Consider the following 15,454-nt stretch of genomic DNA (forward strand, 5'->3'; position numbering starts at 1 on the left):
GTTTGATGGCGGCAAAGCGCCACTGTTCAATGGGTTCGGATTCTCAATTTTTCAGAAACGGCTTCGCGACTCGCGAACGCGTTCGTCCGCCTTGTCATGACTCCGGTGCATATGCAGGAACTGGGGGCCGTTATCCTTTAACGGGGCCAGACGAACCGGATCACCCGACTCCAGGTTCAGAGCCTCGGCCACCTCGGGCGGCATCTTGACCGTATCCGGCCCGATGCAACTGGCCGGAATGGTGGTTACCCGGAAATCCCGGAACGACCGATTGGAAATCATGACCCGCTCACCGGCCGGAACATCCAGATCAATTGGGGTTTGCGTGACCATCGCATAGCGATTGATCGACTCCCGAACCGTTCGGATGTTGTGCACGAAGGCTTCCACGACCGGGCCACCGTCAAAAATATCCACCAGACCATTGAAGTTGAAACCCTCAGCCTGGAGCATCTTGAGCGCTGGCGCGGTGTTTTCGTGAACCCGGCCGATGACGGCACGGGCCGGATCCGGCAGCATCGGCAGGTAGATGGGGTACTTGGGCATCAGCTCGGCAATAAAGGCCTTGTTACCGAGTCCGGACAGCATGTCCGCCTCGGTGAACTCCATGTCGAAGAACTTGCTGCCCAGGGCATCCCACAGTGGGCTACGGCCCTCACGGTCTGACACGCCCCGCATCTCGGCAAAGACCTTCTCCGAGAAATGCTTGCGGAACTCGTCCAGGTACATGAACCGGCAACGTGACAGTAGCAAGCCACTGCCACCGCCCTTGTAGTCATCCGACAACAGCAGCGAGCAGATCTCGCTGGTGTCGGTCATGTCGTTGGACAGGTGGAGCGTGGGCGTGCGTACGTGCACCCCAAGCTCCTTGGAGGCGTTCACGGTAATGCTCAGGCGATAGTTATAAAACACCTCGTCCAGCCCGACCCGGGCCTGAATACCACTGATACCCACGGTTTTCTTCAGCTCGGTGTCTTCCAGCGCAAACAGGTACAGCCCGGCTTCCGGGGCGCAGCGCTGGTTAAAGGTCTCAAGGGTGTGAGCAATTTTCTTCTGCAACAGTTCGCGGTCTGCTGGCAGGGTGGTCAGTCCTTTGCCGGCGTTTTGCGCCATGGCATAGAGATCGTCAAGATCGTTTTCCTGAAGCGGGCGAATCACCAGCATGTCACGCCCTCCCTCGGGGTTAATACAACAGGCATCATTGTGTTCATAACGGTGCCATCCTTACCGCGTCGCCCGCGCTTTTTTCCAGCACTTTCCAGGCCTTAACCGACACCTTGAGCTCATCATCCAGCGTCTCTTCCGCCCGAGCCATCGTGCATCGGAACGCCAGGCCTTCCCCGGCAGCGATCAGGCACTGGTCGCCAGACTCATCCTGACTTCCATGGAGACTCTTGCGATGGCTGGTCACCAGGGTGTGGACCGCATCGGTGCGCGCTTCCAGTACCGGGCCGGCATCGAAAATATCCAGGTAGCAGCCGGCGTGGAAACCCTCGCGGAGCAACAACTCCAGATTTAGTTTGGTCATTGGGTGGCACTGCCCCAATGCTGCCTGGGCCTGTTCAGTCAGCAGAGTGACGTAAACCGGGTTTGGCGGCATCAGCTCGGCGATGAAGGTTTTGCTGAGCAATGAGGAATACTGGTCGGCGGTTTCAAAATCCATGTTGAAGAAGTGTCGGGCCAGGCTGTCCCAGAACGGCACGCTGCCGTTTTCGTCCTGCACACCCTGAATCTCAACCACCAGCCGCGACGAGAACCACTCCCGGTGCTCGGCAATAAACAGCATCCTGGCCCGTGATAGCAGCTCAAACGCCTCGGTGTTGCGCAGTTCAGGCCGAATGGAAAACGAGCACAGCAGGGTCTGGTCGGTGAGGGAATGGGACGGGTACAACACCTCTACCCGGCGCGACACACCCAGTTCATGGGAGGCATGAACCAGCGCATCGCGGCGATAGTTATAGAACGGCTGACCGTTACCGGCACGGGCATCAATGCCGGCTGTTCCGGCCACCTGGCCGGTGTTGGTATCTTCCAGAACAAACAGAAACCGTGGCGCCTCCTTCTCCGGCACGTTGCCGGCGAAGGAGGCCAGGGAATGTTCAATCTTGCTCGCAAGGGCTTCGGACTGTTTGGGCAGGGTTGAGGAAAGACGGGCACTCTGGGTGCCCGCTATCTCAAGGATCTGTTCCAAATCATCCGGTTGGGCCGGACGTACAAGCCACATATCGACTCCTTACGCCGTCAGCTTCTTCACCGCTTTTTCAAACCGCTCGAGCGCATCATCGATGTCGGATTCCGGAATAATCAGCGACGGTGCAAGCCGCACGACGTTAGCACCGGCAACCAGCACCATCACGCCTTCATCCAGACCGGCGTTCAGGAAATCCTTGGCCTTGCCCTGCCACTTCTCGGTCAGGACGCAACCGAGCAGCAGCCCGGCACCGCGCACTTCGCTGAACACACCGTAGCGTTCGCCGATGTCCATCATGCCCTTGCGCAACCGGTCGGAGCGCGCCTTCACGCCCTTCAGAATATCCGGCTGACTGATCGTATCGACAACCTTCTGTGCCACCGCACAGGCCAGCGCGTTTCCGCCGTAAGTGCTGCCGTGGGTGCCCACACCCAGACTCTTGGCCACGTGAGCCGTGGTCAACATGGCGGCAACCGGGAAACCGCCGCCCAGGCCTTTGGCACTGGTCAGGATATCCGGAGTAACGTCGTACATCTGGTAAGCGTACATGTAGCCGGTTCGGCCAGCACCGGACTGAACTTCATCAAAGACCAGCAGGGCATCGTGCTCGTCGCACAGCTCGCGCAGTCCTTTCAGGAACTCAGGATCACCCGGCATTACGCCGCCCTCGCCCTGAATCGGCTCGACCACGATGGCGCAGGTCTTTTCTTTCGAAATCAGCTTCTTCACCGATTCCAGATCGTTGAACTCGGCGTGGTGGATACCACCCGGCGCGGGCTCGAAGCCTTCCAGGTACTTGGGCTGACCGCCCACGCTAACGGTGAAAAGGGTGCGGCCATGGAAGGCACCCTTAAAGGAAATGATCTCGTTCTTCTCTGGGCCATGGTGTTCCCAGGCATAACGACGCACCAGTTTGAACGCAGCCTCGTTGGCCTCGCCGCCTGAGTTGGCGAAGAACACCCGCTCCGCGAAGGTGAGATCGCACAGGCTCTTGGCCAACCGAAGTGCCGGCTCGTTGGTCATCACGTTGGACAGGTGCCAGATTTTTTCCGCCTGGTCATGCAGCGCGCTCAAAAGGCCAGGGTGAGAATGCCCGAGGCAACTCACTGCGATGCCGCCCTGTAGATCAACAAACTCCCGCCCCTCCTGATCCCAGATTCGGGAACCTTCACCTCGGACCGGGATGATCGAACCGGGTGCGTAGTTGGGTACCATGACTTGATCAAAAAGTTCGCGAGTGACGGGTTCTTTGTGCATAAATCTCTCTCGGGAAACGCGGATGAACGCATAACAATAGTAAAGTCACCGCACCAGGCAAGTAAGTACGTGTGCGGACCTAACCCCATGATACGCCACTCAGGGCATTAGCACATCCGGTGAACCAATCGCCGGCAACTCCAGGATTTTGCGATTTTGTCCGTCCCGCCCGTGCAGCGCCTTGATCAACAGCTTGTAGGAGTCCAGATCGAAAGTGACCGCCTGACCACTCAGGGACAGTTCGTGCAGGTCAACTTCATCATGCACGGTGGCCACGTGCATCCAGTTGTACACCACCAGGATGTCGGTACGATCAGAAAATCGGTCATGCTCCACGACGCCCACCGGGCCTTCCCAGGGCCAGGTCTGCAGACGCAAGGCGTGAAACGCGATCTGGGTACGCAGGTTGTAACGGGTGACATCCTCCAATCCCTCGCAGGCGCCCTGGCACCGCCCAAGGGTGCGTTGGAAACAGGCGCCTTCGTGTTCCGGCTCCAGGCCCAGCAACCGATTGCACAGCTCATTCTTTGCAGCGATACCACTGAGGGCACGCTCAGCATCACGCTTGCTCCGGAACAGACCGAAGTAGCTACCCAGCCGATGCGGTTCTATCTCCCGCACCAGCCCTGCCTGCAGGTAGCCCGCATCCGTCTCGCTCAACTCGATACTCACCAGGTTCTTGGCGGCCCGGGAGCGACGGTTAAACAGTGGCTTCAAGGATTTGATCTGTTTCAGTTCCAGCAATAGCGCGCCAAGCTCGCCCGCAGTCTGGGTCCAGTCCACCCGGCGCAGACTTTCCGACATTCGCACACCCCGGCTGGTGTTATGGTCACCGGAGAAATGCGAGGCCACCCGCTGGGCGATGTTGGTGCTCTTGCCCACATAAAGCAGTGCATCGTTCTCGCCGTAAAATCGGTAAACACCGGGGCTCGACGGCAAATCCTGAAGCGTGTCCGGCGGCAAATGAGAGGGGATACTGGGGCGCTGCAACAGAGTGGCTATAGCATCCTCCATCATCTCATCGCCGCGATCAGAGCGTGCGTGCAGGAAAAACGACAGCATTGCCTCGACATCGCCCATGGCCCGGTGACGCTGAACCCGAGCCAGGCCGTGCCGCTCAATCAGGGCGTCCATATTGTGGCGGCGAAACTCCGGATACAGCCGGCGCGACAGCTTCACCGTGCACAGAACTTTGGCGGAAAACAGACGCCCAAGCCGGCGGAATTCTGACTTGATAAAGCCATAGTCAAACCGGGCGTTGTGAGCCACAAATACGGCGCCCTTCAGCTGCTCTTCCAGCTCATCCGCCATGTCTGCGAATAGCGGTGCATCCGCCACCATGTCATTGGAAATACCCGTAAAGTTCTCGATGAAGGCAGAAATCCGGGTCTCTGGATTGAGTAAGGTTTGCCACTCTCCCACCACCTCACCGGCGCGCCAGAACCGTATGCCGATCTCTGTAATCCTGTCCCGTGCAGAATTACCCCCCGTGGTTTCAATGTCCAGAAAGGCAAAGGTAGTGTCCTGAAGGTGACTGTTATCGATGCTCATGGGGTCATTGTACGACATTCAGAAAAGCGCAGACCCCTGTCATAGCAACGAAAAGCGGCCATAGACATTCGTCTAAATAAAATGTGAATTAAGTTGAAATGTCACAAATTGGTAACTACCTTGGACGTGGGTCCGACAACAATAAATGTGTGGAGACAACAACAATGCAAAGCAACAAATTAAGAATGGCTATTCGTGCGACAGCAGCAGCGGCAGTGCTAGGGGTAGCAGGCCAGGCTGGCGCGGTTAGCTTTACCGCTGGCGATTACGACATGGCCGTATACGGCTACGCTCGCCTGAACGCCAGTTACGATATCGATAGCGACCAGGCGCTGAGCACCCGCTCAGGTTCCTACGCCGGCCTCGCTGGCAACGATGATGCAGCCGAAGGTCACTTCGGTGCGGACGCCTTCCAGAGCCGTATCGGCGTCAAGGCAACCAGCCCTGAAGGCGTAATGGTTAACGTGGAAGGCGACTTCCGCGGTAGCGGCGGTGGCAGCCTCCGCCTGCGTCACGCTTACGGTTCCTACATGGGCATCCTGGCCGGTCAGACTTGGTCTAACTTCACCAGCTTTGTGGGCAACACCTCAACTCTGGACTTCGACTCTCTGCCGGGCAACGCAGGCCTGCAGTCTCGCTCTACCCAGCTTCGTTACACCACCGGGCCTCTGTCCTTCTCTCTGGAGCAGCCGAGCAGCTCATTTGTTAACGACGATCCTTTGGTGACAATCCCTGAGAAGGATTCCTTGCCGGCACTGACGGCTCGCCTGGAAGATTCTGCTGGCGGCCTGGCATATTCAGCAGCCGTTCTGGCGCACCAGGTGGGCTATGACACAGGCGACGAAGACGAATCATCATTCGGCTTCGGCACCTTCCTGTCGGCCAAGATGTCAGTTACCGACATGATCACCATTCAGGGTAACGTTTCTTACTCCGACGGTGCCAACAGCTACCTGTACCGCTCAGGTGACAACTTCGGCGCAGCCAGTGCCTACGTTGACCCAGCATCCGGCGATGTTGAAACCATCTCTGGTTACGGCGCCACTATCGGTACCGGCATCAACCTGGGCGGCGGTCGCAGCATCAACATCGGCTACGGCATGGTCGAAGTTGACTGGGATGACGCCGAAGACGATCTGGGTGCAGCAGTAGTTGCCGATGAGAGCGAAACCAACTCGGCAGTCATGGCCAACTACAAGTGGAGCCCGGTTAAGAACGTCATGATGGGCGTTGAATACCAGTTCCTGAGCCGTGAAAACGTCGATGGCACAGACGGCGACGCAAGCCGCATCCTGTTCGCCTCGCAGTACAACTTCTAATCTTCCTTAGAAGTTAACTCGGAAAAGCCCCGGCCCTGCCGGGGCTTTTTCGTTCCATCCCAGTAAATCCAGCACCAACTTGCACAAACGCTTTGACTGGACGCTCTTCGCCAACCAATAGACTCCCAGAGGAAAGAACCTCAAAGGAAAAGAGCCCCAAACGAAAAAAGCCGGAAAGGCATGATGCCCTTCCGGCTTTTTTTCGACCGAAGAAACTTCGGCACCTGCGTCTGATTACAGCAGCAGGGACCGAATGTCTCCCAGTAGCTGGCTCAGCAATGTGGTGAACCGCGCTGCGTCTGCTCCGTTCACCGCACGGTGATCGTAAGACAGCGACAGCGGCAGCATCAACCGGGGCTGGAACTCCTTGCCATCCCAAACCGGCTTCATCGCCGCCTTGGAAATGCCAAGGATAGCCACTTCCGGCGTGTTCACGATCGGCGTGAAGGCGGTGCCGCCAATTCCACCCAGACTTGTGATGGTGAAACAGGCGCCCTGCATCTCGGCCGGCTTCAACTGCTTGTCCCGGGCCTTCTGGGCCAACTCAGCACTTTCCGCCGCCAGCTCCCACAAGCCCTTCTGATCCACATTTCGAATTACCGGAACCATCAGCCCGTGCGGCGTATCCACGGCAATGCCGATGTGGATGTACTTCTTGCGGACAACTTCCTTCTTGTCCATGTCCAGCGAGACATTGAACTGAGGCAGTTCCGCCAGCGCCGTGGCACAGGCTTTCAACATGAAGGGCAACGGTGTCATCTTCACACCTTTTTTCTCGCCTGCGGCCTTCTGGGCCTTGCGGAAGGCCTCCATGTCGGTGATGTCCGCGTCTTCGAACTGGGTCACGTGAGGCACGTTCAGCCAGCTGCGCTGCATGTTGGTGGCCGTAGCCGACATCATGCGTGACATCGATTCTTTTTCGATCTCACCAAACTGACTAAAGTCCGGCAGCTTGACCCCGGGAATGCCGGAACCGGTACCCACGGAGGCGCCCTGCTGAGCCTGTTGCAGCTGGCTCTTCACGTAAGCCTGGACATCGTCTTTCACGATCCGGTTCTTGGGGCCCGACCCTTTAACGCGGGTCAGATCGGCGCCCAATTCACGGGCCAGCTTCCGGACGGCCGGGCCAGCATGGACCTTGGTGCCTGGCGCGGGCGGCTCATAGGTTGAGCCCTGAGGCTCAGGGGCAGCTTTTTCCTGCTTGGGTTGCTGCGCCTTGCCATCATCCTTCTTGGCTTCCTTGGCGGGCTCCGCCTCGGCCTGATCGTCTGACTCGCCACCTTCTTCCTCGACGGTCATCTCAAGCAGGTCATCACCCTCGGACAGCTTGTCGCCCTCAGACACAAGGATCTTGCCAACCTTGCCCGAGTAGGGCGCCGGAATCTCCATGGTGGCCTTGTCCGACTCGACCGTTACCAAGGCGTCGTCCGCCTCGATGGAATCGCCTTCGGCGACGTTGATCTCGATCACCGGGACATTGTCGAAGCCATCCAGAGCCGGAACCTTAACGGTTTCCTTGCGCGAGCCACCGCCTTTTTTCGCGGTCGGCTTGCTTGGCTCTGCCTTATCGGCAGAGCTGTCATCGGATTTAGCCTCAGAAGCGGCCTCGGATGCCTGCTCTGATTTGTCGTCAGACTCCTCTTTGGCGTCGTCTTCGCCACCGGCATCACCCATTTCCATGGTGCCAACAACGTCACCTTCCTTGACCTTGTCACCGACCTTCACACTGATATTGGTGATTTTCCCGGTGCCTGGCGAAGGCAGCTCAACTGATGCTTTGTCGGACTCAACCGTCAGAATCGGATCCTCTTCTTCAACCGAATCCCCCTTGCTGACGGTGATTTCAATAACCTCGACCTCGTCCGCACCGCCGAGATCGGGAACTTTGATTTCCTGTTCACTCATGGCGGTCTCCTTAGCTCAGCACCGGGTTCGTTTTGTTGCGATCGATTCCGTACTTCCGCATGGCTTCGAGAACCACATCCTTCTTAACTTCTCCGTCCTGCGCCAGTGCCGACAGAGCGGTCACGGCTACGTGATAACGGTCAACCTCGAAGTGACTGCGCAGCTTCTCGCGGGTGTCACTGCGACCGTAACCATCGGTACCCAGGGTAACGAAAGTCTGCGGAATGAAGGCGCGAACCTGCTCGGAGAACAGCTTCATGTAGTCAGTGGAAGACACCACCGGACCCTGCTGCTTCTCGAGACACTCGGTGATGTATGCCTTCTTCGGCGAATCGTCCGGGTGCAGACGGTTCCAGCGATCAACGTGCTGACCGTCACGGGCCAGTTCGTTGAAGCTGGTGACACTCCAGACGTCACTCGCGATTTCAAAGTCTTCTTTCAGCAGTTCTGCGGCAGCACGCACCTCGTTGAGGATTGCGCCAGCGCCCAGCAGCTGAACCCGCGGCGACTTCTTGCGGCCTTTGGTCTCTACGGAATCGAGAAGGTACATACCCTTCATGATACCGTCTTCAACCTTCTTGCCTTTCGGCATGGCCGGCTGCTCGTAGTTTTCGTTCTCAATGGTCAGGTAGTAGTAGACGTTCTGGTTGTCCTCGAACATCTCCTTGATACCGTGCTGCACGATGACGGCCATCTCGTAACCGTAGGCCGGGTCGTAAGACTTACAGCTCGGAATGGTCTGCGCCAGAATATGGCTGTGGCCATCCTGGTGCTGCAGGCCTTCACCGTTCAGCGTGGTTCGACCGGCGGTACCACCGACCAGGAAGCCCCGCGCCTGGATATCGCCAGCCGCCCAGGCCAGATCGCCTACACGCTGGAAACCAAACATGGAATAGAAAATGTAGAACGGTATCAGCGGGAAGTTGTTGGTGCTGTACGACGTTGCCGCCGCGATCCACGCTGCCATGGAACCATCTTCGTTGATGCCTTCCTCGAGGATCTGACCCTTCTTGTCTTCCTTGTAGTACATGATCTGTTCACGGTCTTCCGGCACGTACTTCTGGCCTTCGGACGTGTAGATACCCAACTGGCGGAACATGCCTTCCATACCAAAGGTCCGCGCTTCGTCCGGCACAATCGGTACTACCCGCTTGCCAATGCGCTTGTCTTTGGTGAGCGCAGTCAGCAGGCGAACGAACGCCATGGTGGTGGAGATTTCGCGACCATTGGAGCCGTCCAGCAGTGCCTTGAAGCTATCCAGCGGCGGCGTTTCCAAACGCTGGCAGTCTTTCCGACGCTTCGGATAGAAACCACCCAGCTCCTGACGACGCTTTTTCATGTACATCATTTCAGGGCTGTCTGGCGCCGGACGATAATAGGGAACGTCTTTCAGCTCCTCATCTTTCAGCGGTACGCCAAAGCGGTCCCGGAACGCCTTGAGCTGTTCCAAATCCAGCTTCTTCAGCGAGTGGGCGGTGTTCTGCGCTTCGCCCGCGGTGCCGAAACCGTAACCCTTGATGGTGTGCGCCAGGATAACGGTCGGACGGTTACCGTGATCGTGGACAGCCTTGTGATAGGCCGCGTAGATCTTGTACGGATCGTGACCGCCCCGGTTCAGCTTGCCGATATCGTCATCAGACAAATTCTCGACCAGCTTGGACAGCTCCGGGTACTTACCGAAGAAGTTCTTGCGAGTATAGGCCGGGCCGTTGCTCTTGAAGTTCTGCAGGTCGCCGTCGACAGCTTCGTCCATCACGCGCTGCATCAGGCCGTCCTTGTCTTTCTCGAACAGCGGATCCCACATGCGGCCCCAGACCACTTTGAGCACGTTCCAGCCAGCACCACGGAAGATCCCTTCAAGTTCCTGAATGATCTTGCCATTGCCCCGTACCGGGCCATCCAGGCGCTGCAGGTTGCAGTTCACCACGAAGATCAGGTTACTCAGGTTTTCCCGGCCAGCCATGGAAATGGAGCCCAGGGTTTCCGGCTCGTCGCACTCACCGTCACCAACAAAGCACCAGACCTTCCGATCGCCCATGTCGATCAGTTCGCGACTGTGCAGGTACTTCATGACGTGCGCCTGGTAAATGGCCTGAATCGGCCCCAGACCCATCGACACAGTCGGGAACTGCCAGTAATCCGGCATCAACCAGGGGTGGGGATAGGACGACAGGCCATCGCCATCAACCTCTTCCCGATACTTGTCCAGCTGCGCTTCCTCGAACCGACCTTCAAGGTAGGAACGGGCATAGATGCCGGGCGATGAATGGCCCTGAAAGTAAACGAGGTCGGATTCGCGCTTCTCGTCACCGCCGTGGAAAAAGTAGTTAAAGCCAACATCATAGAGAGTTGCTGCAGACGAAAAGGAAGAGACGTGCCCACCCAGTTCACCAGGACGCTGATTCGCCCGGAGCACCATGGCCATGGCGTTCCAGCGGATAAGCGAGCGAATACGGCGCTCCATAAACAGATCACCCGGCATCCGCGATTCTTTTGTCGCCGGAATACTGTTGCGGAATGGCGTGGTGATCGAATATGGCAGCTCGGTGCCTTCACGGCTTGCCCGCTCGGACAGCCTCTCAAGAATATACTTGGCCCGGTCAACGCCTTCCTGCTCGATCAGAGATTCAAGCGCGTCCAGCCATTCACTGGTTTCAATGGGATCATCGTCCTGGTACATCAAACCCTCCCCTTGGCATCAAAGAGTGCCGCGCTGGCCACGATCAGCAGTCACGCGCGTGCGGTGTAGATAAGCTGCGATGGATTGCAGAGTATTGTTATGGGTGTATAAGCGAAGCAGCGGCGCCGGCGTACCGTGCCTGAACCTTCATCAAGCATAGAACAGCCTCACCACTTTGCCTGTCTGATCACCCTGAAAGATAACGGCTTTTGGCCCGAGGCCGCCGATCGAGCTGGACACAGAGGGAACACAACGCCCGAAAAGTAGTATTTTTACTACATTATCATTAGCAAGCTCAACCAAACGACGTGTTTTCTCCCGTTTAAAGGAATAACTTGCGGTTAGTTACGGAAGAATGACCGTTTTTGGACCATCAAACAACCTCATTCAGACCAAGGTCGTAGGGGCGGCAATCCATCACAATTCATTCTTACGCTAAATTTTTTACGCCAGTCTATTTACGACATTTCCATGACATTAGCCGAAGTTTCCCGCCAATTCGGCGTTGCCAAATCTCTAACGTGCGTTCAGGACAGGCTTTTTTAATTAGACCTGAAAATAAACAGCAAGTTATGTATACTCGCCTGCCCGTTTTTTAACCAGCGGAGTGGCGGCGATCCCGCCCTCCTGTCTTATGGCTTACAACACAGAGGGCGATCTATGAACTCCATCGTCAGCTTTCCCAACCGGATTCCGACTACCGAATTCGAAGAACGGCGCTTCAAGGTTTACACCGACAAGCAGCTCGACAAGATCGACATCATTCAAGACACCCTGCCAGAGGCCACCCTGTTCGAAATGAAGGTGGTCGCCAGCGTGCTGCCATTCCGGGTAAATGAGTACGTGATCAACGAGCTGATCAACTGGGACAAGGTGCCCAACGACCCGATTTACCAGCTGGTCTTCCCGCAGAAAGCCATGCTGAAGGACGAGCATTACGAGCGCATGGCAAAAATGCATCGGGACGGAGCCGACAAGAAGGAGATCCAGGCCGTCGCCAAGGAAATCCGCGACGACCTGAACCCGCATCCGGCGGGGCAGATGGAAATGAACATGCCTGAACTGGATGGTGAAGTGCTGGATGGCGTTCAGCACAAGTACCGGGAGACCGTGCTGTTCTTCCCGGCTCAGGGTCAGACTTGCCACTCCTACTGCACCTTCTGTTTTCGCTGGGCCCAGTTTGTCGGCGACAAAGACCTGAAGATGGCCAGCACCGAAGCCGAGAAGCTGCACGGCTACCTGCAGGAGCACACCGAAGTGACCGACCTGCTGGTGACCGGTGGCGATCCGATGGTTATGAAGACCAAGCACCTGGTGCAGTATCTGGAGCCGTTGCTGGAGCCGGAGTTCGACCACATCCAGACCATTCGGATTGGCACCAAGGCGCTGACCTTCTGGCCGTATCGTTTCGTGACCGATAAAGACGCCGAAGAGCTGATCGACCTGTTCGCCAAGCTGGTGGACGGTGGTAAGCACGTGGCGATCATGGCCCACTACAACCACTGGCAGGAAATCACCACCGACATCGCTGAAGAGGCTATCCGCCGCATTCGCTCCACCGGTGCCGAGATTCGTGCCCAGGGCCCGCTGATCAAGCACGTGAACGACGACGCCGACGCCTGGGCCAAGCTTTGGAAGAAGGAAGTGCAGCTCGGCATCATCCCCTACTACATGTTTGTGGAGCGGGACACCGGCGCCAAGAACTACTTTGAAGTGCCGCTGGCCGAAGCTTTCCATATCTACCGCGAAGCCATGAAGAAGGTCAGCGGTTTGGCCCGCACCGCCCGCGGCCCGTCAATGAGCGCCGGCCCCGGCAAGGTGGAAATCCAGGGCATCACCGAGGTCAAGGGTGAGAAAGTGTTCGTTCTCCGCTTCCTGCAGGGCCGCAACCCGGACTGGGTTCAGCGCCCGTTCTTCGCCAAGTACAGCGACACAGCAACCTGGTTGCATGAGCTGGAACCGGCATTCGGAGAAGAGAAATTCTTCTTTGAAGATGAATTCGAACAGATGAAAAAGGGCAACGGCTAACCAGCCAACTGCCCGCCAGCGGCCCTGCCCAGGGTCGCTGGCTATCGCCTGCGCGAAGCGCGACGGGCTTTCGGCCCTGGAGGCGACCAGAAGTACGCATCCAGCAGATCAGGATCATCAAAATGTCGGCGCCCGACAAAAGAGACGGCATGATGGCCCCACTGGCGCATCGCTCCGGCTGAGATCACTCCCGTAGGCCAGAGCAGAAAGCGCTCCAGCCGCTCGGTGCCATCAATTAAACCATCAACCCCATACAGACGCCCTCCGGCCCAGGAACGCCCCCGTAGCTGGTCAAGGGGCTCGATATGATAGGCACGCCCAACGCCTCTTGCGGGCGCTTCCGCACCGCTAGCCGCAAACTGAACCCCGACCAGATGGTGATCCCCCGCCGAGAGTGACAGCACCGGCGACCCGTTGTTTTCCGACAACTCAGCAAGCACCCACAGGTGCTCAGCATCAAAGTCCACGGTCGACCGCGGACGCAAACCGCCTCGCACCGGCAACCACTGGTGATAGCAGCCACAAGGGTGGATGCTGTCGTACACCAATGCACGCCCCCGATCGTCGAGAGTGACCCGCCACACCAGGCCGTCGAGCGCACCGGCGTAGATGTCCGGCCAGGACTCCGCTGACCGGGCGGCAAACCAGATCAGGTACACCAGTTGAGGTTGAATAGTGCCCTGGACGTAGCTGAATTCCAGATGGGTAAACACCACGGGCTCTAGCTGAAACCGCAACCAACCTTCCGTGTCGCGCCCTGGCCGGCCCGGCCGGTCCTTACGGTCGCGGGTGTCGATGCGCCAGGCCGGCGCATGGTGGCGGAATAGACCCCCAAGCACTTGAGCTTCAAACACCGGGATGCCGAGACTGTCCCGAGTCCAGCCGCCCGCAATATCCGAATCAGTCTGCTCTGGCACCTGCGGCCAGTAGCTGCGCCAGCGGCCCTTCGGCATGTAGTGATCAAACTGCTCGGCCAGAGCGCCCATGGTCACGCCCGCTCGCCAATCGACAATGGGCACCATCAATGGGTAAAGCCCGATGATTTGAGCACCGGTACTGTAGCTGTCCGGCACCTGCGCAACAGAGGCAAGTCGGTGCCAGAGAGCATCGTTGTCAGCCAATGCCGCGATGGCGAGACCGGCGCATTTCCTGAGCCCGGCCAGCCATTCGGGCGCCTCGGCCGGGCCACCCTGCATCTCGTAGTGCCAGCCTTGCTGCGCTTTGTCATAGGCGTGCGCCAACCAGTCCCGGCGCTGGGCCAGCGACAACCCAGGCAGGTCGAAGCTGGCTAGAAAGCGATCAATGCGGAGATAGGGAAAACCGGGCGGCGACCAGTCCTGGGCATCAAAACGCCCGTCGCCGGCGACCTGGGCATGCCAGCGTTCGAATTGCTGTTCGCAAGGTGTAGGCAGCGCCATTACTGGCGTGTGAAAGCTTGGGCGGGCGGCACACCCGGCCAGAACTGCCAGCAACAGTATGATAAGAGGCGAGAACCCATTCAGCCGTGCCACGCATCCACCCCACTGTCAGCTTGTCTTCACAGTGGGAGGCGGAACGACCGAATAGGTTCCCCGGCAATCTGCGAACGGGCGCGGAGCACGGCGGCCCCGCGGCGAGGATCAGTGCATCAGGGTATAGAGCTTGCGGCGGTAAGTGCGCACGTCAGGGTTGTTATTACCCAGCTTGTCGAAGAGTTCAATCAAGGTGGTCTTGGCAGCCTCATCTTTGTACTTGCTGTCGACCTGCATCAGCCGGATCAGCAAATCCATCGCCTCGGCGTTGTTTTCCAGCAGCACGTGGTGCAGGGCCAACTGGTGCAGAGCATTGGGATCTTTCGGATCCTGCTCCAGCGCCATTTCCAGATCCTTGATCGGCGGCAGCTCGGCCGACTGTTTCAGGAACTTCACCCGGGCGGCCAGCTGCTTGGCCTGATGCTGCATCTTCTCTTCAGGTGGCAAACTTTCCAGCACCTGCTCGGCGGTTTCCAGATCGCCAGCTTCCGCCTTTAGCTGCGCCAGATCGATCAACACCTTCAGGTTGTCCGGGTCTTTCTGGTTCATCTCGGCAAGGATGGCTGTGGCACCGTCCACATCGCCGTCTTCCCACAGGCGATGGGCCTTGTCGTATGGATCCTCTTCCGGAGCATCCACGTGCTTGTCCAGCACCTTGCGGATTTCACCCTCGGGCAGCGCACCATTAAAGCCATCTACCGCCTGACCGTTCTTGACCAGGATGATGGTCGGCAGGCTGCGGACACCCAGACTGGAGGTGAGCTCCTGCTGCTCATCCGCATTAACCTTGGCCAACAGAAAACCGCCTTCGTAATCGTCAGCGAGTTTTTCCAGCACCGGCGTCAGTTGCTTGCAGGGCGCGCACCAGTCGGCCCAGACGTCCACCAGAATGGGTGTGTTGGCCGAAGCCTCCATCACCTGCTGCTGAAAGTTTTCCATCGTAGCTTCGAAAACGTACGGAGAATTGCTCATGCATTGCACCTGCAAAAATCGGATGAATCATTCGGGATGC

The 15,454-nt window shown here is 57.9% G+C and carries 10 protein-coding genes; 2 read left to right on the forward strand and 8 right to left on the reverse strand.

What is annotated here, in order from left to right:
- Positions 1-51: 51 nt before the first annotated feature.
- The 4 genes from astA to QUE89_RS14600 form a co-directional block, all read right to left on the reverse strand.
- A complete protein-coding gene (gene astA / locus QUE89_RS14585) occupies positions 52-1,164 on the reverse strand; it encodes an arginine N-succinyltransferase (RefSeq protein WP_286220787.1) in 1,113 nt (370 codons plus the stop codon).
- A 43-nt stretch (positions 1,165-1,207) separates the two neighbouring features.
- The gene (locus QUE89_RS14590; RefSeq protein ID WP_286220788.1) at positions 1,208-2,224 is read right to left on the reverse strand and encodes an arginine N-succinyltransferase; all 1,017 of its coding nucleotides are present in this window, start codon (positions 2,222-2,224) and stop codon (positions 1,208-1,210) included.
- A 9-nt stretch (positions 2,225-2,233) separates the two neighbouring features.
- The gene (locus QUE89_RS14595; protein WP_286220789.1) at positions 2,234-3,448 is read right to left on the reverse strand and encodes an aspartate aminotransferase family protein; all 1,215 of its coding nucleotides are present in this window, start codon (positions 3,446-3,448) and stop codon (positions 2,234-2,236) included.
- 99 nt (positions 3,449-3,547) lie between these two features.
- Entirely contained in the window at positions 3,548-5,017 is a 1,470-nt protein-coding gene (locus QUE89_RS14600; protein ID WP_434784076.1) for an exonuclease domain-containing protein, read from the reverse strand.
- A 146-nt stretch (positions 5,018-5,163) separates the two neighbouring features.
- Between QUE89_RS14600 and QUE89_RS14605 the strand changes: the two genes are divergently transcribed.
- Entirely contained in the window at positions 5,164-6,318 is a 1,155-nt protein-coding gene (locus tag QUE89_RS14605) for a DcaP family trimeric outer membrane transporter (protein WP_286220790.1), read from the forward strand.
- 234 nt (positions 6,319-6,552) lie between these two features.
- On the opposite strand, the gene aceF is transcribed toward QUE89_RS14605, so the two are convergent.
- On the reverse strand, positions 6,553-8,223 hold the full coding sequence (gene aceF / locus QUE89_RS14610) for a dihydrolipoyllysine-residue acetyltransferase (RefSeq protein ID WP_286220791.1): 1,671 nt from the start codon (positions 8,221-8,223) through the stop codon (positions 6,553-6,555).
- A 10-nt stretch (positions 8,224-8,233) separates the two neighbouring features.
- Positions 8,234-10,903, reverse strand: coding sequence for a pyruvate dehydrogenase (acetyl-transferring), homodimeric type (gene aceE / locus QUE89_RS14615; protein ID WP_286220792.1), 2,670 nt, complete (start codon positions 10,901-10,903; stop codon positions 8,234-8,236).
- A gap of 660 nt (positions 10,904-11,563) precedes the next feature.
- On the opposite strand from aceE, the gene QUE89_RS14620 reads away from it, so the two are divergent.
- Positions 11,564-12,931: a KamA family radical SAM protein gene (locus QUE89_RS14620; RefSeq protein WP_286220793.1), complete on the forward strand. Its 1,368-nt coding sequence runs from the start codon at positions 11,564-11,566 to the stop codon at positions 12,929-12,931.
- 41 nt (positions 12,932-12,972) lie between these two features.
- On the opposite strand, the gene QUE89_RS14625 is transcribed toward QUE89_RS14620, so the two are convergent.
- Both QUE89_RS14625 and trxA read right to left on the reverse strand, forming a co-directional pair.
- On the reverse strand, positions 12,973-14,442 hold the full coding sequence (locus QUE89_RS14625; RefSeq protein WP_286220794.1) for a hypothetical protein: 1,470 nt from the start codon (positions 14,440-14,442) through the stop codon (positions 12,973-12,975).
- Positions 14,443-14,550: 108 nt separating this feature from the next.
- Positions 14,551-15,414, reverse strand: coding sequence for a thioredoxin (gene trxA, locus QUE89_RS14630; RefSeq protein WP_286220795.1), 864 nt, complete (start codon positions 15,412-15,414; stop codon positions 14,551-14,553).
- Positions 15,415-15,454 lie beyond the last annotated feature (40 nt).

It is taken from the genome of Marinobacter sp. LA51, from assembly GCF_030297175.1.
GTDB lineage: Bacteria > Pseudomonadota > Gammaproteobacteria > Pseudomonadales > Oleiphilaceae > Marinobacter > Marinobacter apostichopi.

Bases quoted from the DNA above. Each gene is read 5' to 3' on its own strand.
- astA (WP_286220787.1), bottom strand. From the start codon at position 1,164: ATGCTGGTGATTCGCCCGCTTCAGGAAAACGATCTTGACGATCTCTAT.
- QUE89_RS14590 (WP_286220788.1), bottom strand. From the start codon at position 2,224: ATGTGGCTTGTACGTCCGGCCCAACCGGATGATTTGGAACAGATCCTT.
- QUE89_RS14595 (WP_286220789.1), bottom strand. From the start codon at position 3,448: ATGCACAAAGAACCCGTCACTCGCGAACTTTTTGATCAAGTCATGGTA.
- QUE89_RS14600 (WP_434784076.1), bottom strand. From the start codon at position 5,017: ATGTCGTACAATGACCCCATGAGCATCGATAACAGTCACCTTCAGGAC.
- QUE89_RS14605 (WP_286220790.1), top strand. From the start codon at position 5,164: ATGCAAAGCAACAAATTAAGAATGGCTATTCGTGCGACAGCAGCAGCG.
- aceF (WP_286220791.1), bottom strand. From the start codon at position 8,223: ATGAGTGAACAGGAAATCAAAGTTCCCGATCTCGGCGGTGCGGACGAG.
- aceE (WP_286220792.1), bottom strand. From the start codon at position 10,903: ATGTACCAGGACGATGATCCCATTGAAACCAGTGAATGGCTGGACGCG.
- QUE89_RS14620 (WP_286220793.1), top strand. From the start codon at position 11,564: ATGAACTCCATCGTCAGCTTTCCCAACCGGATTCCGACTACCGAATTC.
- trxA (WP_286220795.1), bottom strand. From the start codon at position 15,414: ATGAGCAATTCTCCGTACGTTTTCGAAGCTACGATGGAAAACTTTCAG.